At 70.7% G+C, this 19,201-nt stretch carries 16 protein-coding genes and 1 riboswitch; of the genes, 10 read left to right on the forward strand and 6 right to left on the reverse strand.

Annotation, left to right across the window (positions count from 1 at the left end; genetic code table 11):
- The first annotated feature begins 10 nt into the window (after nt 1-10).
- From ACIRPT_RS18205 to def, 8 genes are all read left to right on the forward strand, one after another.
- Nucleotides 11-838: an SOS response-associated peptidase gene (locus tag ACIRPT_RS18205; protein WP_403828119.1), complete on the forward strand. Its 828-nt coding sequence runs from the start codon at nt 11-13 to the stop codon at nt 836-838.
- Nucleotides 839-927: 89 nt separating this feature from the next.
- Complete coding sequence (locus ACIRPT_RS18210) at nt 928-1,575, forward strand: alpha/beta family hydrolase (protein WP_403828121.1); 648 nt, start codon at nt 928-930, stop codon at nt 1,573-1,575.
- Nucleotides 1,576-1,901: 326 nt separating this feature from the next.
- Nucleotides 1,902-2,606 carry a sigma-70 family RNA polymerase sigma factor gene (locus tag ACIRPT_RS18215; RefSeq protein ID WP_403828629.1) on the forward strand — a complete coding sequence of 235 codons (705 nt, stop codon included), beginning with the start codon at nt 1,902-1,904 and terminating at the stop codon, nt 2,604-2,606.
- Nucleotides 2,603-2,998, forward strand: coding sequence for a mycothiol system anti-sigma-R factor (gene rsrA, locus ACIRPT_RS18220; protein ID WP_403828123.1), 396 nt, complete (start codon nt 2,603-2,605; stop codon nt 2,996-2,998). The genes ACIRPT_RS18215 and rsrA overlap by 4 nt, the downstream gene beginning before the upstream one ends.
- 222 nt (nt 2,999-3,220) lie before the next feature.
- Nucleotides 3,221-4,762, forward strand: coding sequence for an HD-GYP domain-containing protein (locus ACIRPT_RS18225; protein ID WP_403828125.1), 1,542 nt, complete (start codon nt 3,221-3,223; stop codon nt 4,760-4,762).
- A complete protein-coding gene (locus ACIRPT_RS18230; RefSeq protein ID WP_403828127.1) occupies nt 4,759-6,072 on the forward strand; it encodes an HD-GYP domain-containing protein in 1,314 nt (437 codons plus the stop codon). The genes ACIRPT_RS18225 and ACIRPT_RS18230 overlap by 4 nt, the downstream gene beginning before the upstream one ends.
- A gap of 267 nt (nt 6,073-6,339) precedes the next feature.
- Nucleotides 6,340-7,326 carry a tetratricopeptide repeat protein gene (locus ACIRPT_RS18235; protein ID WP_403502249.1) on the forward strand — a complete coding sequence of 329 codons (987 nt, stop codon included), beginning with the start codon at nt 6,340-6,342 and terminating at the stop codon, nt 7,324-7,326.
- A gap of 77 nt (nt 7,327-7,403) precedes the next feature.
- On the forward strand, nt 7,404-8,048 hold the full coding sequence (gene def, locus ACIRPT_RS18240) for a peptide deformylase (RefSeq protein WP_403828129.1): 645 nt from the start codon (nt 7,404-7,406) through the stop codon (nt 8,046-8,048).
- An 11-nt stretch (nt 8,049-8,059) separates the two neighbouring features.
- On the opposite strand, the gene ACIRPT_RS18245 is transcribed toward def, so the two are convergent.
- The 3 genes from ACIRPT_RS18245 to ACIRPT_RS18255 form a co-directional block, all read right to left on the reverse strand.
- Nucleotides 8,060-10,165 carry a transglycosylase domain-containing protein gene (locus ACIRPT_RS18245; RefSeq protein WP_403828131.1) on the reverse strand — a complete coding sequence of 702 codons (2,106 nt, stop codon included), beginning with the start codon at nt 10,163-10,165 and terminating at the stop codon, nt 8,060-8,062.
- A 98-nt stretch (nt 10,166-10,263) separates the two neighbouring features.
- Complete coding sequence (locus tag ACIRPT_RS18250; protein ID WP_403828133.1) at nt 10,264-11,310, reverse strand: ribonucleotide-diphosphate reductase subunit beta; 1,047 nt, start codon at nt 11,308-11,310, stop codon at nt 10,264-10,266.
- 59 nt (nt 11,311-11,369) lie between these two features.
- Nucleotides 11,370-13,787 (reverse strand): ribonucleoside-diphosphate reductase subunit alpha, encoded by a 2,418-nt coding sequence (locus ACIRPT_RS18255; protein WP_403828135.1) that lies wholly within the window; start codon nt 13,785-13,787, stop codon nt 11,370-11,372.
- Between the two features lie 159 nt (nt 13,788-13,946).
- A riboswitch (cobalamin riboswitch) is annotated at nt 13,947-14,110 on the reverse strand.
- A gap of 118 nt (nt 14,111-14,228) precedes the next feature.
- On the opposite strand from ACIRPT_RS18255, the gene ACIRPT_RS18260 reads away from it, so the two are divergent.
- Complete coding sequence (locus ACIRPT_RS18260; protein ID WP_403828137.1) at nt 14,229-14,762, forward strand: Uma2 family endonuclease; 534 nt, start codon at nt 14,229-14,231, stop codon at nt 14,760-14,762.
- A 13-nt stretch (nt 14,763-14,775) separates the two neighbouring features.
- Here the strand turns inward: ACIRPT_RS18260 and mctP are convergent, their stop codons facing one another.
- The 3 genes from mctP to ACIRPT_RS18275 all read right to left on the reverse strand — a co-directional run bounded on the left by mctP (nt 14,776) and on the right by ACIRPT_RS18275 (nt 17,625).
- Nucleotides 14,776-16,452 carry a monocarboxylate uptake permease MctP gene (mctP, locus tag ACIRPT_RS18265; protein ID WP_403828139.1) on the reverse strand — a complete coding sequence of 559 codons (1,677 nt, stop codon included), beginning with the start codon at nt 16,450-16,452 and terminating at the stop codon, nt 14,776-14,778.
- Complete coding sequence (locus tag ACIRPT_RS18270) at nt 16,449-16,724, reverse strand: DUF3311 domain-containing protein (RefSeq protein WP_403828141.1); 276 nt, start codon at nt 16,722-16,724, stop codon at nt 16,449-16,451. Before ACIRPT_RS18270 ends, mctP begins: the two co-directional genes overlap by 4 nt.
- A 139-nt stretch (nt 16,725-16,863) precedes the next feature.
- Nucleotides 16,864-17,625 (reverse strand): GntR family transcriptional regulator, encoded by a 762-nt coding sequence (locus tag ACIRPT_RS18275; protein WP_403828143.1) that lies wholly within the window; start codon nt 17,623-17,625, stop codon nt 16,864-16,866.
- Between the two features lie 242 nt (nt 17,626-17,867).
- Between ACIRPT_RS18275 and ACIRPT_RS18280 the strand changes: the two genes are divergently transcribed.
- On the forward strand, nt 17,868-19,130 hold the full coding sequence (locus ACIRPT_RS18280) for an extracellular solute-binding protein (RefSeq protein ID WP_403828145.1): 1,263 nt from the start codon (nt 17,868-17,870) through the stop codon (nt 19,128-19,130).
- Nucleotides 19,131-19,201: the final 71 nt, after the last annotated feature.

Raw genomic sequence — 19,201 nt, forward strand, 5'->3', positions numbered from 1 at the left:
TGTGGCACGCATGTGCGGTAGGTATGCAGCGAGTCGTAAGCCCGAGGACCTGGTGGGCCTCTTCGGCATCCAGCAGTGGGAGCCGCAGGAGACCCTGGCGCCCAGTTGGAACGTCGCCCCGACGGCAGGCGTGCACGCGGTGCTCGAACGTCCCCTCAAGGGCGAGGCGGCGGCCGCATTCCCGCCCGGTCCGGTGCGCCAGCTGCGGACGCTGAAGTGGGGCCTGGTCCCGTCGTGGTCGAAATCACCCGAGGCCGCCGCGAAGATGATCAATGCACGGTCCGAGACGGTCCACGAGAAGCCGTCCTTCAAGCGGGCCTTCGGCACCCGCCGCTGCCTGCTCCCCGGCGACGGCTACTTCGAGTGGGTCACCGCCGCCGCCGAGCGGGAGCTGGAGGAGCGCGGCAGGAAGAAGCGGCCCCGTAAGCAGCCGTATTTCGTGACGCCGGCCGACGGCTCCGTCATGGCGATGGCCGGGCTGTACGAATTCTGGCGGGACCCGACGCTGCCCCAGGACCACCCGCTGGCCTGGTGGGTGACCTGCACGGTCGTCACCACCGAGGCCGAGACCACACCGCTGGCCGGCGCCGGCGGCGAGGGCCCGCGGTCGCTGGCCGACATCCACCCCCGGATGCCGCTGGTGCTGCCCCCGGACCGCTGGGACGCCTGGCTCGACCCGGCCCGTACGGACCCCGACGACCTGCGCGCGCTGCTGGCGCCCCCGCCGGCCGGGCTGATGCGCGCCTACCCCGTCCCCACGGACGTCAGCAACGTCCGTAACAACGGGCCGGAGCTGCTCAAGGAGCTCGAGGCCCCGGAGGCCGGCACGCTGTTCTGAGCGCCGGGCTGAGGGGGGAGGGGCGCGAAGCTCGTTGAGGGGTGGTGGCCGGGTGACGGGTGGGCTGCCGCGCGGGGCAGGATGGAGCTATGAGTACGAGGGCGAACGAGAGTGAGACGGTCGCGACCCCGGTGGGCGACGCCCGTATCACCTGGTACCGCGAGGTGACGCCGGCGCGGGCCGTGGTGGCGGTCAGCCATGGCGCGGGCGGCGGCATCGAGGCCCGCGATCTGCGCGCCCTGGCGGCCGCGCTGCCCGCCCGCGGCTATACCGTCGCGCTGGTCGAGCAGCCGTGGCGGGTAGCCGGCAAGAAGCTGGCCCCCGCGCCCAAGACCCTGGACACCGGGTGGACGGCGCTGTGGCCCGCCCTGGAGAAGCCGGGGCTGCCGGTGGTGGCGGGCGGCCGCAGCGCCGGCGCCCGCGTCGCCTGCCGTACGGCCCGCGAACTGGGCGCGCACGCCGTCCTGGCGCTGAGCTTCCCGCTGCACCCGCCGGGCAAGCCCGAGAAGTCCCGTGTGGACGAGCTGACCGGCGCGGGGGTGCCGACGCTGGTTGTCCAGGGCGGCCGCGACCCGTTCGGCAGGCCCGGGGAGTTCCCGCCCGGGACGCGGATCGCCGAGGTGGCGTACGGGGACCACGGGTTCGCGGTGCCGAAGACGGCGGGGGTCGGCGAGGCGGAGTCGATGGCCGTGATCACGGACGCGGTGGTGGGGTGGCTGGACACGATGTTCGGCTGACGCGGCGACGGGAACGCCGGGCGCGGTCCGCCGTACCGACCCCACCTGCGAAATACCCGCGAAATAACCTCGCGGACCGGGAATGAGGCGCCCGGTGCGGCTGTTGTGCCAGGCGTAAGGATCAAGTACGTCGTCCGCACACAGCACGAGAAGTGGGAGTCCGCCGCATGGGAATCGCTTGCCCGGCCCGCCCGGCCGCTGACCTGCCGTGGTCGCAGATGCAGGTGGCGCAGTCCGCCCTGGCTGGAGCGGCGGCGGCCCCGGATCGTCGTCTATTCTCCGATTCGAGGGGGTCCGCATCAGGATCCGTCATGGTGTTGGAGGAGGTGGGTCCGGTCACCGGTACCGACGCAGGGACCGACGGCACGGCTGAAGACAAGACCGCCGGCCGACGGGAGAGCGACGCCGAGCGCAATGCGCGCTTCGAGCGGGACGCGCTCATCTTCCTGGACCAGATGTACTCCGCGGCGCTGCGCATGACGCGCAATCCGGCCGATGCGGAGGACCTGGTGCAGGAGACCTACGCGAAGGCGTACGGGTCCTTCCACCAGTTCCGGGAGGGCACGAACCTCAAGGCCTGGATGTACCGCATCCTCACCAACACCTTCATCAACTCCTACCGCAAGAAGCAGCGGGAGCCTCAGCGCAGCGCCGCCGACGAGATCGAGGACTGGCAGCTCGCCCGCGCCGAGTCGCACATGTCGACCGGGCTGCGTTCCGCCGAGTCGCAGGCACTGGACCATCTGCCCGATTCGGACGTGAAGGCCGCGCTCCAGGCGATCCCCGAGGAATTCCGCATTGCGGTCTATCTCGCGGACGTCGAGGGCTTTGCGTACAAGGAGATCGCGGACATCATGGGGACACCCATCGGCACGGTGATGTCCCGTCTGCACCGCGGCCGCCGCCAGCTGCGCGGCATGCTGGAGGATTACGCCCGTGAACGCGGGCTGGTCCCCGCGGGTGCGACGGCCGCGGACCCGCAGGCCGCGCGGACATCGGAGTCGCACGACCGGAAAGGCTCGGGATCATGAGCTGCGGAGAGCCGCACGAGAAGGACTGCTCAGAGGTCCTCGATCACCTCTATGAGTATCTCGACCGTGAGATGCCCGCCGGTGAGTGCGCGGATTTCCAGGTACATCTGGACGAATGCTCGCCGTGCCTGGAGAAGTACGGGCTGGAGCAGGCCGTCAAGAAGCTCGTCAAGCGCTGCTGCGGCCATGACGACGTCCCCACCGACCTCCGCTCGAAGGTCATGGGCCGGATCGACCTGATCCGGGCCGGGGAGACCGTCCCCGAGGTCAGCGTGCTCGAACAGGCCAAGCACGAACAGGCCCAGCGGGAGCGGGAAGAGCAGGCGGCGAAGGGTGCGGGCGCCCGCAGCGCCGGCTCCGGAAAGCCGGAAAAGGCCGCCGACCCCTCCTAGGGCTCCCCGGGCCCCAGCACATATCGCGGCCGCGCGGGCCGGATCATGCGGGAGACCACCCCAAGGTGTGAGCGGCGGGGCCGTTCGTCCCGCCCGATCCGCCGATGCGCCCTCTTCGGCGCCCCGCCCCCTCTATTCTCACCGGACCCAGGCGTGCCGCGGAGCGCGCGCCGGGGTATTCCCCCGCTCCTCGGAAGCGCGGGAAAGCGTGAGGAGGGCGCGATGCGGGAACTTCCGGTGGCAGCGCGCGGGTATATCGGCGGCGCGGCCCTGGCCGCGGCGCTGTGTGCGGCCCCCGCCTTATGGCTGGGCGCCGCCCCCTGGACCGGCACCCTGGCCCTGACCGCCCTGTACGGGCTGTGCGAACAGCTGCGCCGCTGCCCGCTGACCGGCGGGCGCACGGGGGAGCGGGCGCGGCTCGGCACGGGCGGCGGAAGCGACCGGTCGAACGCCGCGTCCACGGGCCCTTCGGCGCCGTCGGCCACGTCCGCGGCACCGCCGGCGGCCTTTCCGGCCGGCTGGGCCAGCCCCGTTCTCCTCGCCTCGGCCCTGCTGCTGCCGCCGCCGCTGGCCGCGCTGGTCGCCGTCCCCGGCGCCCTGACCGCCCCGGCCGAGGCCCGCCCGGCGGCCGCCCGCAGGATCTGGCACGCCGCCGAACTCGCCCTGGCCTGCTGCGCCGCCTCCCGGCTCGGCCACGCCCTCTTCGACGCTCTCGGCGCCCACGACCACCCGTTGTCCGCGGCGGGCTTCCCCCTGGTGCTGCTCCCCGCCGCGGCCGCCGCCCTCGCCTTCTGCGCCGTGCTCGCCGCGCTGGACGGCGGGATCCTGATCGCCGCCGAACGCCACCCGCCGCGTACCGCCTGGCGCGGTCTGCTGACCCGCTCCCTGGGCCCGTATCTGCTGCACGGGCTCGCCGGGCTGACGATGGCGGTGCTGTGGCGCAGCGTGTACGGGCCGCCGGCGGCGCTGCTCGTCCTGCTGCCGATGTACCTCTCCTGCTGGGTCTTCGCCCAGTACCACCGCGAACGCGCCGCCCACCAGGCCACCATCCGCGCCCTGGTGCAGGCCGTGGACATCAAGGACCGCTACACCCGCGGGCACAGCGAGCGGGTCGGCCGCGCCTCGGTGATGATTGCCCGGGAGCTGGGCATGGCGGAGGACCGGATGGAGGTGCTCCGGTTCGCCGGGATCCTGCACGACGTCGGCAAACTCGGCGTCCCCACCCGGCTGTTGCGCAAGGACGGGCCGCTGACCCCGGCCGAACGCGGGATCATCGAGCTGCACCCCGAGTACGGCCACGAGATCGTCCGCGGCATCGGCTTCCTGGGCGAGGCGCGGGCGGCGATCCTGCACCACCACGAGCGGCTGGACGGCCGAGGCTATCCGTACGGCCTGTCGGGGCAGCAGATCCCGGAGTGCGCGCGAGTGGTGGCCGTCGCCGACGCCTTCGATGCGATGACCTCCACTCGCTCCTACAGCCGCGCCCGCCCCGTCCCGGCCGCGGTCGCGGAGCTGCGCAGATGCGCCGGGTCCCAGTTCGACCCGCGGATGGTGCGGGCGCTGGCCGCGTCGCTCGAGCGGTACGGCTGGCACCCCGACCTGGTGACGGCGGCGGACCCGGGGCCGGGCCGCGCGGCGCGGGCGGCCGCGCCCATGGTGCCGGGTAGCGGAAACGTCCCTCCGGCGCGGCCGACGGCCGGGGCGCCCCGAACGGCGCCCGCCTCCCGCGCCCCGGGAGCGCCCGGCCGGGACGACGCACCATGAGCCTCCGCCAGGGCCCTGCGGGCAGGGGCGGGAGCGCCCTCACCGTCGCCGCCGTGTACGCGGCCGCCGCGGCCCTCGCCGCCTGGAGCCTCGGCCGGACCCTGTGGGACGGCCTGGCGCAGCCCGGGGCCGCGCTGGCCTTCGGCGCGCTGATCGCGGCCGGCGAACTGCTGCGCCGGGCGTCCGCGCACACCGCGGGACCCGGCGAGCGGGAGAGCGCACCCCTCGGCGCGGCCGGCGCGCTCGCGTATGCGCTGCTCGGCGAGGCCGGCGGCCGGCCGACGACCCACGGCGTGGCGCAGACCGTGACCGTCGTCGTCGCGGCCGTCCTGGTGGGACTCGTCCCGCATCTCGCGCTCGGCGGGGGCCATGCCCTCGACCACCTCGCCCGCCGGGTGCTGACCGCCGGCTTCGCCGCCACCTGCTTCCAACCCCTCTACAACACCGGCACGTTGGCGCAGTGGGGCGCCGACGGCCGGCTCCACCCGCTCCTCCTGATCGGGCTGCTGGCGCTCACCCTGCTGTGCGACGCGGTGCTGGCCGCCGGCCTCGCCCGCGCCCGCACCGGCTGGCCGTACGGGCCGCTGCTGCGCGACGAGTTGCGGGCGCTGCTCGGCATCGGCACGGCCATCTGCGCCACCGGCGTGGTCATCGCGCTGGTCACCGCCGTCGCCGGGCTCTGGGCGCTGCCGGTGTGCGCGCTGCCGCTGCTGCTGACCCAGTTCGCCTTCCGCCGGTTCGCCGCCGTACGGGCCACCTACCGTCAGACCATCGCCTCGCTGGCCCGCGCCACCGAGATCGCCGGCTACACCCCGCCCGGCCACGCCCGCCGGGTGGCCGCGCTCAGCCGTGCGGTGGGCCGCGAACTGGGCCTGAGCGAACCGGACTTGGATGTCCTCGAATACGCCGCGCTGATGCACGACATCGGCCAGCTCTCGCTCCTGGACCCGGTCCCGGCCGGCGCGACCGCACCGCTGCCGCCCGCCGAGCAGCGCCGGATCGCGCTCCTGGGCGGCGCCGTCGTCCGGCAGACCGGTGTCCCGGCCCAGGTCGCGGTGATCGTCGAACGGCAGGCGGATCCGTTCCGGGACCAGCCGGTCACCGCCCGTATCGTCCGTACGGTCAACGCCTACGACGATCTTTCGCGGCCGGCCGCGGGCCCCGGAGGCGGGCTGCGCGCTCTGGAGCGGCTGCGGCTGTCCACCGCCCAGGACCATGAACCGCGGGTCGTCGAGGCGCTCGCCCGGGTGCTGGCGGCGGCCGGGCGGCACGAGGTGACGGGGAGGTGCGGACGGGATCACGCGCGGTGAGATTCCGGGCGGTTCCGGGCCGTCCCACATCGTGGAACCCATGGGTAATGAGCGCCCTGTGAGATGGGCATGGTTGGATGCGAAGGAAGCCCCTCGCAGGGGGATTCAGGGGGTCGGCGAAGGGCAAGGAGCCGCAGAGGGCACGGCAATCAGGCTGAGTCCGACGGCAATCTGTGGCAGGTTGTCGAGTGGGCCCCCACAAGGGCCCCGGGCGCCGCTCGGGACACCCCGGAAAGCGGCATCGAGAGCAACCAGCAGGCGGGAATCGTGAGGATCTTCGGCAAGGTACGGCACCGGCCCTCCGCCTCGTGGCGGCAGGCGACCGACCGCGCTTTCACGCTGATCGGCGACGGCCGTTACGAGGACGCGGGGGCGCTGCTGACCCGCGCCGCGGACATGGAGCCGTGGCTGTCGGAGTCCTGGTTCAACCTCGCGCTGCTGCACAAATTCCGGCACGACTGGGAGCAGGCGCGCGCCGCCGGACTGCGCGCGGTGGCCCTGCTGGACCGCGAGACCGGGGCGCCCGACTGGTGGAACGTCGGAATCGCCGCCACCGCCCTCCAGGACTGGCCGCTGGCCCGCCGCGCCTGGCAGGCGTACGGCCTCAAGGTCCCCGGTGAGGGCTCGCCGTCCGGTGAGCCGGTCGGGATGGCCCTGGGCAGCGCCGCCGTCCGCCTGTCCCCGGAGGGCGAGGCCGAGGTGGTCTGGGGCCGCCGCCTGGACCCGGCCCGTATCGAGGTGCTCTCCATCCCGCTGCCGTCCTCCGGGCGCCGCTGGGGCGAGGTCGTGCTGCACGACGGCGTCCCGCACGGCGAGCGGACCACCGCCGCCGGGCCCGCCTACCCGGTCTTCGACGAGATCGAGCTGTGGGCGCCCTCCCCGGTCCCCACCTGGGTGGTGCTCCTGGAGGCCGCCACGGAGGCCGACCGGGACGCCCTGGAGCGGCTGGCGGCCGATGCGGGCTTCGCCGCCGAGGACTGGTCGTCGTCGGTGCGCCTGCTGTGCCGTACGTGCTCGGAGAGCCGGATGCCCAGCGACGAGGGCGACGGCGAGCATCTGGACCCGCACGACCACAGCGAGCCCGGCCACCCGGGGCCGCTGGGGCACCGCACCGCGGGCTCGGGCTCCCTGTGGGTCCCGGAGCGCGAATGCGGCATCGCGGCGCCCGCCGCCCTGGTCCGCGGCCTGCTGGACGGCTGGGTCGCCGACAGCCCGGACACCCGGGAGTGGCGCGATCTTGAAGAGGTCTGCTGAGCCGTCGCCCGCGTCGCCGTAGGCTGTAGGGCGACTAAGCAGGGTTTTCAGGGTTTGAGGAAGGCTTACGGCGGACCATGGCGCAGCAGCCTGTGTTTGATCAAGACGGTGACCAGCAGGTGGACGAGACGTTCACCGACGATGTCACGGACGCGGAAGCGCGGGAGACGGCCCACCGGGAGCGCGGCACCTCGCGGCCGATCACGGTCGTCGGCAACCCGGTGCTCCACAAGGAGTGCAAGGACGTCACGGCGTTCGATGACGAGCTCGGCCGGCTCATCGACGACATGTTCGCCAGCCAGCGCACCGCCGAGGGCGTCGGTCTGGCCGCGAACCAGATCGGCGTGGACCTGAAGGTCTTCGTGTACGACTGCCTGGACGACGAGGGCGTCCGGCACGTCGGCGCGGTCTGCAACCCCGTCCTCGACGAGCTGCCGCCCGGGCGCCGGGTGCTGGACGACTCCAACGAGGGCTGCCTGTCGGTGCCCGGCGCCTACGCCGAGCTGGCCCGCCCCGACTACGCCGTGGTGCGCGGCCGGAACGCCAAGGGCGAGCCGATCGCCATCGAGGGCACCGGCTACTTCGCGCGCTGCCTCCAGCACGAGACCGACCACCTCAACGGCTACCTCTACATCGACCGGCTCTCCAAGCGGGAGCGCAAGGACGCGCTCAAGCAGATGGCCGAGAAGGAGCCGCGCTACCCCGTCGTCGCCAACGACTGAGGGCCCCCTGCTCAGGACGCGTTTTCGTAGGCGGCCCAGATCTGTGGCGGGATGCTCGTCCCCAGCCCGGAGTCCGGGCCGCCCACGCCGTTCATCGGCAGCAGCTCCGGGGCGCCCGGCTTGTTGCGGAACATCGTGATGGCGGTGGTCGGCTCGTTGCCGTCCTGCAGGGCCTGCTTCTTGGCGGCCTCGGCGGCCACCGGCCCGCCTGCGGGGGCGAGGGCCCCGGTGGAGTGACTGCCGATGAACCACGCCGACTTCATCCGGTCGCCGGGCTCGCTGATGCCCGCCGCGACCGGCTGGTAGGCGGCCCGGCCGACCGGGGTTCCCAGCGCGCGCCAGCCCAGCCCCACCAGGATCCCGTTCATCTGCTGAGCCACCTCGGGCGTCAGGACCTGCTCGGGGTCCGGGCGGTCGAAGCCGTCGAGGGGCTTGCCGTCGAGGGTCATCCGGGAGACCGCGTAGGGATCGGCGTGCAGTCCGCCGTTGCTGAAGGTGGTGTAGGCGCTCGCCATCCGGATCGCGCTGGGTGCGGAGGTGCCGAGCGGGAACGTCGGCTCCAGCTGCGCCAGGCTCTCCTCGCGCAGCCCCGCGGACACCACGAGATCCCGGATCTGCTCCAGCCCGATGCGCTGCCCGGCCGCCACGAACGGCGGGTTCTGTGCCGACATCAGGGCCCCGCGCAGCTCCTCCGTGCCGCGGTCCTGGTCCTCCGGACGCGCCTCGGCGCCCCAGGTCTCGGTCTGCTGCTGGAGGGCCGTCGCCAGCACGAACGGCTTGAACGTCGATCCGGCCGGTACGGCGCTGGTGTCGGCGTTGTTGCTGAAGTGCTTGGTCGCGTCCGTGCCGCCGTAGACCGCGACGATCGCCCCGTCCTTGGGCCGCACCGAGGCGGCACCGAATTGCACGAACGTGTCGGTCGCGCGCTTCTTCGGATCGATGCTTTTCTTACGGACATTGATGACCGCCTCTTCCAGGCGGCGGGTGAGCGTTTTGTCGAACGTGGTGTGGATGCGGTAGCCGCCGCGCGCCAGGTCCTTGTCGGTCAGCCCGGTGCTGCTCTGGACGAATTTATTGGCGACATCGACGAGATAACCGGTCTGGCCGGCCTGGCTGGTGGGCTTCGCCAGCGCGCGGGGCTCCGGGAACTTGGTGTACTTCGCCCGCTGTTTCGCGCTCATCTTGCCGGTGGCGACCTCCCGGTCGAGAATCCACCGCCAGCGCTCCACGGCCCGCTGGTGATTGCCCTTGCTCAGCGACGGGTCGTATTGCTCCGCGCCCTTGAGCAGGGCGGCCAGCAGCGCTCCCTGGCTGGGGTTCAGCCGGTCGGCGTCGATGCCGTAATAGGCGTGCGCGGCCGCCTGGATGCCGTTCGAACTCCGGCCGAACCAGCTGGTGTTGAGATAACCGCGCAGAATGTCCCGCTTGGACTTCTGATTGCTCACCTTCAGCGAGATGATGAATTCCCTCGCCTTACGGGTGAACGTCTGGTCCTGCGAAAGATAGGTGTTCTTCACATACTGCTGGGTGATCGTGGAGCCGCCCTGGGTGTCCCCGCCGGAGAGCATGCTCACCACGGCCCGGCCAATTCCCTTGAGGGAGACACCGGAATCGCTGTAGAAGGTGGCGTTCTCGGCAGCGATAACGGCGTTCTCGACGGAATCCGGGACCTTGTCCAGGCCGACGTTCTGCCGGTTGACGGCGCCGACGCTGACCATCTGGCTGCCGTCCGCCCAGTAATAGATGGAGGCTTCCTGGGCGGCCAGCTCGTTCTCGTTCGGGATGTCGATGGTGACGTAGACGAGGACGAACAGCCCCGCCAGGCCCGCGACAGCGACGCCGAACGTGCCGAGCAGCAGCTTCCACGACGGCAGCCAGCGGCGCGGCCCCACTCGCCCCAGTCGCGGATAGTCGATGATCCGGCGGCGCTCCTGGCGCTGCCCCCGGCGGCGCCCCCTGTTCCCCTTCACACTTCCGTAGACGTGGGTGAAGGCGTCGAGCACCAGTTGCCAGGACGGCAGCCAGCGACGTGGGCCTTGGTGTCCCTGTCGCGGATAGTCGATGATCCGGCGGCGCTCCTGGCGCGGTCCCCGGCGACGACCCCTGTTCCCCTTCATACTTCCGTAGATAGTACGGATGCGGGCTCGGTTGCGGTCCGGCCGTCCGCTCATCGAACGCTCACAAAAGCGCGGCGGACGGCCGGTCGCAGCTGATACTAGAAGTCGTCGTCGAAGGAGACCGAGCCCTCCACGGCGACCTGGTAGGCCGAAGCCCGGCGCTCGAAGAAGTTGGTCAGCTCCTGGACGTTCTGCAGCTCCATGAAGGAGAACGGGTTCTCCGAGCCGTACACGGGCGGGAAGCCGAGGCGCTGCAGCCGCTGGTCGGCGACGCACTGGAGGTACTCGCGCATCGACTCGGTGTTCATGCCCGGCAGGCCGTCACCGCACAGATCGCGGCCGAACTGCAGCTCCGCCTCCACGGCCTCCTTGAGCATCTCCGTGACCTGCTGCTCCAGCTTGTCGTCGAAGAGGTCGGGCTCCTCCTCGCGGACCGTGTCGACCACCGAGAACGCGAAGTCCATGTGCATGGACTCGTCGCGGAAGACCCAGTTGGTGCCGGTGGCCAGGCCGTGCAGCAGACCGCGCGAGCGGAACCAGTAGACGTACGCGAACGCGCCGTAGAAGAACAGCCCCTCGATGCAGGCCGCGAAGCAGATGAGGTTGAGCAGGAAGCGGCGGCGGTCGGCCTTCGTCTCCAGGCGGTCGATGCTCTCGACCGAGTCCATCCACTTGAAGCAGAATTCGGCCTTCTCCCGGATGGACGGGATGTTCTCCACCGCGGCGAAGGCGGCGGCGCGGTCGTCCGGGTCGGGGAGGTAGGTGTCCAGCAGCGTCAGATAGAACTGGACGTGCACGGCCTCCTCGAAGAGCTGACGGCTCAGATACAGCCGCGCCTCGGGGGAGTTGATGTGCTTGTAGAGGGTCAGGACCAGGTTGTTCGAAACGATCGAGTCACCGGTCGCGAAGAACGCGACCAGCCGGCCGATCATGTGCTGCTCGCCGGGCGAGAGCTTGGCGAGGTCGGCGACGTCGGAGTGGAGGTCGACCTCCTCCACGGTCCAGGTGTTCTTGATCGCGTCGCGGTAGCGGTCGTAGAAGTCCGGGTACCGCATGGGACGCAGCGTCAGCTCGAAGCCCGGGTCGAGGAGGTTCTTCTTGCCGGTGGTGGCGGTGTGCGCGGCGGCGGCGGCGTTCGTTTCCATGAGGCTCCCGGCGCGCAGCGCCGTCGTTGAGGGGCGGTGGTCGGGCGACGGGTCGGGCATTACTGGCAGGCCTCGCAGGACTCGGGGTTTTCCAGGGAGCAGGCGACCGCCTCGGGGTCGGCCACCGGCAGCTGGGCGGGGATGGACGCGGCGCGCGCGGACTGGGCGATCCGGGTGGCCGGGCGCGACCGCAGGTAGTACGTCGTCTTGATGCCGCGCTTCCAGGCGTAGGCGTACATCGAGCTGAGCTTGCCGATGGTCGGCGACGCCATGAAGAGGTTCAGCGACTGGCTCTGGTCGAGGTAGGGCGTACGGGCCGCGGCCATGTCGATCAGCGCGCGCTGCGGGATCTCCCAGGCGGTGCGGTACCGGGCGCGGACGTCCTCGGGGATCCAGCCGACCTCCTGGATGGAGCCGTTGGCCTCGCGCAGCGCGTCACGGGTGCGTGCGTCCCACAGGCCCAGCGTCTTGAGCTCCTCGATCAGATACGCGTTGACCTGCAGGAACTCGCCCGACAGGGTTTCTCGCTTGAAGAGGTTGGAGACCTGCGGCTCGATGCACTCGTACACCCCCGCGATGGAGGCGATGGTGGCGGTCGGGGCGATGGCCAGGAGGAGGGAGTTGCGCATCCCGGTCTTCGCGATCCGGGCGCGCAGCGCGGCCCAGCGGTCGGCCCAGCGGGGCTCGGCGTCCGGGTAGTGGTCGGGGTGCAGCACTCCGCGGGCGGTGCGCGTCGCCGACCAGGCCGGGTGCGGGCCCTGCCGCTCGGCGAGGTCTGCGGAGGCCTCGTACGCGGCGAGCATGATCCGCTCGGAGATACGGGTCGACAGCTCCTTCGCCTCGGGCGAGTCGAAGGGCAGCCGCAGCCGGAAGAAGACGTCCTGGAGGCCCATCAGGCCCAGGCCGACCGGGCGCCAGCGGGCGTTGGACGTCCCGGCCTGCTCGGTCGGGTAGAAGTTGATGTCCACGACGCGGTCGAGGAAGGTGACGGCCGTGCGGACGGTGGCGTCCAGCCGCTCCCAGTCCATCTCGCCGTCGGCACCCAGGTGAGCGGCGAGGTTCACGGATCCCAGGTTGCAGACGGCGGTCTCCCCGTCGTTGGTCACCTCCAGGATCTCCGTGCACAGGTTGGAGGAGTGCACGACCTGACCGGGCTCGGCGGTCTGGTTGGCGGTGCGGTTGGCGGCGTCCTTGAACGTCATCCAGCCGTTGCCGGTCTGCGCCAGGGTGCGCATCATCCGCGAGTACAGCAGCCGGGCCGGGATCTGCTTGAGCGCCCGGCCGTCCGCCTCGGCCCTGCGGTACGCGGCGTCGAACTCGTCGCCCCACAGGTCCACCAGCTCCGGGACGTCGGCGGGCGAGAACAGCGACCAGTCGGCGTCGGCCTCGACCCGGCGCATGAACTCGTCCGGGATCCAGTGCGCGATGTTCAGGTTGTGCGTACGGCGGGCCTCCTCGCCGGTGTTGTCGCGCAGCTCCAGGAACTCCTCGATGTCGGCGTGCCAGGTCTCCAGGTAGACGCAGGCGGCGCCCTTGCGCCGGCCGCCCTGGTTCACCGCCGCGACCGAGGCGTCGAGCGTGCGCAGGAACGGCACGATGCCGTTGGAGTGACCGTTGGTGCCCCGGATCAGCGACCCCCGTGCGCGGATCCGGGAGTAGGAGAGACCGATGCCGCCGGCGTGCTTGGAGAGCCGGGCCACCTGGTGGTAGCGGTCGTAGATCGAATCCAGCTCGTCCAGCGGGGAGTCCAGCAGGTAGCAGGAGGACATCTGCGGGTGGCGGGTGCCGGAGTTGAAGAGCGTGGGGGAGGAGGGCAGATACGACAGCGTGCTGGTCAGGCGGTACAGCTCCGCCACATCCGCCAGCGCCCGCTCGGAGCGGTCCTCGGCGAGGCCGCAGGCCACCCGGAGCAGGAAGTGCTGGGGGGTCTCGATGACCTGACGGGTGGTGGGGTGCCGCAGCAGGTAGCGGGAGTGCAGGGTGCGCAGCCCGAAGTACCCGAAGCGGTCGTCGGCGCCGTCCCGGAGGGCGTTCTCGACGAGCCCGTCCAGCTGCTCGGCATGCGTCCGTACGAACTCCGCCGTCTCGTCGGCGATCAGGCCCTCGCGGTGGCCGGTCTCGACGGAGGCGGAGAAGGCGACCGCCCCCTGTCCGGCCGCCTCCTCCGCGATGGCGAGGGTGAGCAGGCGGGCGGCGAGCCTGGAGTACTGCGGCTCGTCGCCGATCAGACCGGCCGCGGCGTCGATGGCCAGCGCGCGCAACTCGGCCTCGTCCGAGCCCGGGTGGCGGCCGCGCAGCGCGGCGGCGGCCACCTTGCCGGGGTCGGTCGCGGTCAGGTCCGCGGTCAGGTCGGTCAGCGTGCGCAGCAGCGCGACGCCGGGTCCGTCCTGGCCCGCTCCGGTGGAGGTGTCAGGCGTGGCCACCACAGGCTGCACGACCTCGGCGGCTGACGCGGGCTCCGTTGGCGCGATGGTCACGTGATGCTCTCCCTCACTCGGCGGGGGCCGGGAGGGCGCGGCGGACGGTCGCTCGCGGGCATGCGGCACCCCATGACGGTCAGGGGTGCGCGGGCACACCGCGCGGCGTCCATCGGCCCAACCCTCGGGGCCCGGACGTATCGACGTCCGCACCGATGGCGGTGCGGGCGTGCCGTCGGCAGGTCCTCGGACTTCACCGCACCCCGTGGGACGGCCCTGTGGCTGTTGGGGGTGCGCGTTCATACCGTTGCGGGACAGTTCCGGATTTCCACCGGATTCCCCTGCGGCGACAGCGAAGACGAGCATACATGTGGTGGTGGCTCGTTGTGTGCACCCCCACATCTAGTGTCGCGTGAGTGATCAAGCGGTGTCTGTCAGTGGCCTCGGCTACCGTCGGCCCTACGCTCTGTGACCCATCCCGTGGAAGAAGGGGAAGGCCTCATGACCGCGCGCGCCGACCGCCCGCACATCATGGAAACCGAGCATTTCGAAGAGGCCGCCCGGATACTCGCCCGCCTGGAGCAAGGCGCGCGGTTGGAACTCATCAACGGCAAGGTCACGAGCAAGCCCATGCCGGACGGGGATCGCGGACGGATCATCCAGTGGCTGCTGCGTATCTGCATGCAGCACAGGCCCGAGCTCTTCCTCGACCCGAATCAGGGCCTGAAGACGGAGAGCTGCCGAAAAGGCCGGCTCCGTCCGGATGGCTTACTCGTGCCGTGTGACGCCTTCGTGGGCCAGGGGGAGTGGGCTGATCCCGACCCGGTGCTGATGGTCGTCGAGGTCACTTCGCACGACTCGGACACCGAACAGCGTGACCGGGTGGAGAAGCCCCGGGCCTGCGCGGAAGCCAACATTCCGCCCCGACCCCGTCGGCATCACGCTCGAAACCGAGCAGCTGAAGGACTGGATGAACTGACCCCGCACACACAAAGGCCGCCGCGAACCCTCAGGTTCGCAGCGGCCTCTGCGTGAAGCGGCCGACGGCTCAGCGCCCCGCCGGCGCCTCCTCCGTGGCTTCCGGCAGCTCCGTCGTGACGCCCTCGTCGCCGGCGTCCGCCGTGTAGTCGGCGGGGCTGGTCTCGTCGACGCCCTCCGGCGCCTTGACGGCCTTCAGGGCGAAGGTCCCCACGACCGAGACCACGACGTTCAGCACAAAGGCGGTCAGACCGATGTACCCGATTTCGCCGATGCCGGGTATCTCCGCGCTGGAGCCGCCGAAGTGCTTCTGGGTGGGGCTGGCCACGCCGTACGCCGCCAGCGTGCCGTAGAGCATGCCGGCCGCCCAGCCGGCCAGCAGCGCCCAGCGGTGGAACCAGCGGGTGAACAGGCCGCCGACCAGCGACGGCATGGTCTGCAGGATCCAGATGCCGCCCAGCAGCTGGAAGTTGATGGCGACGGTCTTGTCCATGGTGAGGACGAAGACGAGCGCACCGACCTTCACCAGCAGCGAGACGAGCTTGGCGACCTTGTGCTCCTGCTCGGCGGTCGCGTCCGGCTTGAGGAAGTCCTTATAGACGTTGCGGGTGAAGAGGTTGGCCGCGGCGATGGACATGATGGCCGCGGGCACCAGCGCGCCGATGCCGATCGCGGCGAAGGCGACGCCGGAGAACCAGCTCGGGAACATGTCCTCGAACAGCTGGGGAATCGCCAGCTGAGGGTTGCCCTGGATGTCCGTACCGGCCTTGACCGCCATGAAGCCGAGCAGCGCCAGGAAGCCCAGCATCAGGGAGTACAGCGGCAGGATGGTGGTGTTGCGGCGGATCACGTTGCGGCTGCGGGAGGACAGCGTGGCCGTGATGGAGTGCGGGTACATGAACAGCGCCAGCGCGGAGCCCAGCGCCAGGGTGGCATACGCCCATTGGGCGTTGGGGCCGCTGGTCAGCTCGCCCCGCGGTTTGCCGGGGACGGCCCCGGGCTGGGCGAACGCCTTGCCGGCCGCGTCGAAGATCGCGTCGAAGCCGCCCAGCTTGATGGGGATGTAGATGATCGCCACGGCGATGACCAGGTAGATCAGCCCGTCCTTGACGAAGGCGATCAGGGCCGGCGCCCGCAGACCGGAGGAGTAGGTGTACGCGGCCAGCACCGCGAACGCGATCAGCAGCGGCAGGTCCTTGACGAACCAGTTGGTGTTCTCGCCGCCGCCGATGCCCATCACGTCCAGGACGGCCTGGATGCCGACCAGTTGGAGGGCGATGTACGGCATGGTGGCGAGGATGCCGGTGAGCGCCACGGCCAGCGACAGGCCCTTGGAGCCGAAGCGGCCGCGCACGAAGTCGGAGGTGGTGACGTACCCGTGCTTGTGCGAGACCGACCACAGGCGGGGCAGGAAGGTGAAGATCAGCGGGTAGACCAGGATGGTGTACGGGACGGCGAAGAAGCCGGCCGCGCCCGCCGCGTAGATGGCCGCCGGGACGGCCACGAAGGTGTACGCGGTGTAGAGGTCACCGCCGAGCAGGAACCACGTCACCCAGGTGCCGAAGCTGCGGCCGCCCAGACCCCATTCGTCGAGGTTGGCGGACTCCTCGGCCTTGCGCCAGCGGGCGGCCAGGAAGCCCATGACCGTCACGGCCAGGAAGAAGAAGACGAAGACGGCAAGTGCGATGCCGTTGACGCCGCCGGACGGGGCCGCGGCGAGGACGGTGGCGGAGGCGTGGGCGGTCACTTGGCCACACCACCCTTACGGGCGCGCTGCTCACGCTGGACCAGCTTGTACGCCAGCATCGTCAGCGCGGTCGAGATCAGCACCCACAGCATCTGGTACCAGTAGAAGAACGGGATCCCGATGAGCGTCGGCTCGATCTTCGCGTACGAACTCACCCACAGCATCGCCACGAACGGAACGAGCAGGCAGACGCCGACCACCACACGGGTGGGCGTGACGATCCGTCTGCGCTCCGGCGGTTCGGCTGCCTGCGCTGGCTCTGGTCCTGACATGGCGGGGCTCCGTCCGTGGCAATTTCTCCTGGGTAATCGGCTGGAAATCTAAGCCAGGGTCGTGGCACGCGTCACTAGGTGTCCGCATATCGGTATGGCATACCTGAGTTGGGGGTTCGCCGGGCCGGTGCCCGCGTCCTCAGTCCGCGGGGCGGCGCAGCCGGGCGACGAACTTGTAGCGGTCGCCGCGGTAGACCGAGCGCACCCACTCCACGGGCTGCCCCTGCGCGTCGAGGGAGTGCCGGGAGAGCATCAGCATCGGCAGGCCGACGTCCGTGCCCAGCAGGCCGGCCTCGCGCGGGGTGGCCAGCGAGGTCTCGATGGTCTCCTCGGCCTCCGCCAGGCGGACGTCGTAGACCTCGGCCAGGGCGGTGTAGAGGGAGGTGTATTTGACGAGATTGCGGCGCAGCGCGGGGAAGCGCTTGGCCGACAGATGGGTGGTCTCGATGGCCATCGGCTCGCCGCTGGCCAGCCGCAGCCGCTCGATGCGCAGCACCCGGCCGCCGGTGGTGATGTCCAGCAGCCCGGCGAGGCGGTCGTCGGCCGTGACATAGCCGATGTCCAGCAGCTGAGACGTCGGCTCCAGCCCCTGGGCGCGCATGTCCTCGGTGTAGGAGGTCAGTTGCAGCGCCTGGGAGACCTTGGGCTTGGCGACGAAGGTGCCCTTGCCCTGGATGCGCTCCAGGCGGCCCTCGACGACCAGCTCCTGGAGGGCCTGACGGACCGTCGTGCGGGAGGTGTCGAACTCCGCGGCGAGGGTGCGTTCGGGCGGTACCGGGGAGCCGGGCGGCAGCGTCTCGGTGATCTCCAGCAAGTGCCGCTTGAGGCGGTAGTACTTGGGCACCCGAGCGGTGCGGGTGGTGCCGCCACCGCTCTCGGTGCTGCCGCCTTCGGTCTCCATGACCCGCCTCTCCGACCCTTGTCGCGCTGCCGTCACCGGCTCCTCCGTACGTAGCGGCTCACATCGTGGCACGAGTGCGCTCTGCGTGCTCCCTCGCAGGTCCCGGCCCGCCAGATGTCGGTCCGGTAACGGACCTGACAGCGACTCTTATACACCCTTGACACCCCTAAAGGTCTAGGCCAAGCTGCGGGCACTGGTCTAAACCATTAAAGACCAACACCCGGCCTTTAGGGGAGAGCGCAATGAAGCGTGGGCTCATAGCGGCGACGGCGGTCGCGGGAATGCTGGTGGGGGTCGCTGCCTGTGGGTCAAGCGGCGGAACGGGCGCGGACGGCTTCAAGGGCAAGAAGCTCACCGTATGGGTGATGAGCGGTTCCAATCCGGCGCAATGGACCAAACAGGTCTCCGCGCAATTCAAGAAGAAGACCGGCGCCACCGTCGAGTTCAAGGTCCAGCAGTGGAACGGAATTCAGCAGAAGCTGAGCACCGCGCTGTCCGAGGACGCCCCGCCGGACGTCGTCGAAATCGGCAATACGCAGACCGCCGCCTATGCCAAGGCGGGCGCCCTGGCCGACCTCGGCGACCTGAAGAAGGAAATAGGCGCCGACTGGAACGACGCCTTCAACAAGGCCGCGATGGTGGACGGAAAGCAGTACGCGCTGCCGTGGTTCGCCGGAAACCGCGTCGTCATGTACAACAAGAAGATCTGGGCCGAGGCGGGCCTCAAGGGCACCCCCAAGACCCGCGGCGAGCTTTTCAAGGCGTTCGAGACCATCAAGAAGAAGACCGACGCCGAACCGCTCTATCTCCCCGGCCAGAACTGGTACTTCCTCGACGGCCTGACCATCGGCACCGGTGCCGACCTGGTGAAGAAGCAGGGCGGCAAATGGGTTTCCAACCTCGGCGACCCCAAGGTTGCCAAGGCCATGGACATCTACCGGCAGTACCAGGCCTTCAGCACTGCCCCGAAGAACAAGGACGAGGCCACCCCGCAGCAGGCCGAGGTCTTCGCCAAGGGCAAGACCGGCGCCCTCATCGCCATGGGCTACGAGGCGGCCACCGCCGTCAAGGCCAACCCGGCAATCAAGAAGGACATCGGCTTCTTCACCATTCCCGGTGAGACCGCCGCACGGCCCGAGGGCGTATTCCTCGGCGGCTCCAACTTCGCGGTCGCGGGAATGGGCAAGAACCAGGAACTCGCCAGGGAATTCCTGAAGATCGCCCTGTCGAAGGCGAACGACGGCCAGATGGTCAAGGAATCCGGCTGGACGCCGAAGTCTCCCGACCTGGCCGCGGCCGCCGAGGAGAACCCGGCCGCGGCGGCCGCCGCACCCGCCGCGGCGAAGTCCGGCGGTACGACTCCGCTGATTCCTCAGTGGGCCGCGGTGGAGAACACGCCGAACCCGATCAAGAGCTATATGACGGCCGTGCTGGGCGGTAAGTCCCCGGCCGACGCCGCCAAGGACGTCGAGCCCGAGATCAACGCGCGGCTCGCCAAGGAGTAACACCACCGGCGGCGTACGGGGCCGGCCGTCCCCGGCCCCGTACGCGCACACCGGGTGCATCCGAGGGGAAC

It is taken from the genome of Streptomyces sp. NPDC101227 (assembly GCF_044767545.1).
Classification (GTDB): Bacteria; Actinomycetota; Actinomycetes; order Streptomycetales; family Streptomycetaceae; genus Streptomyces.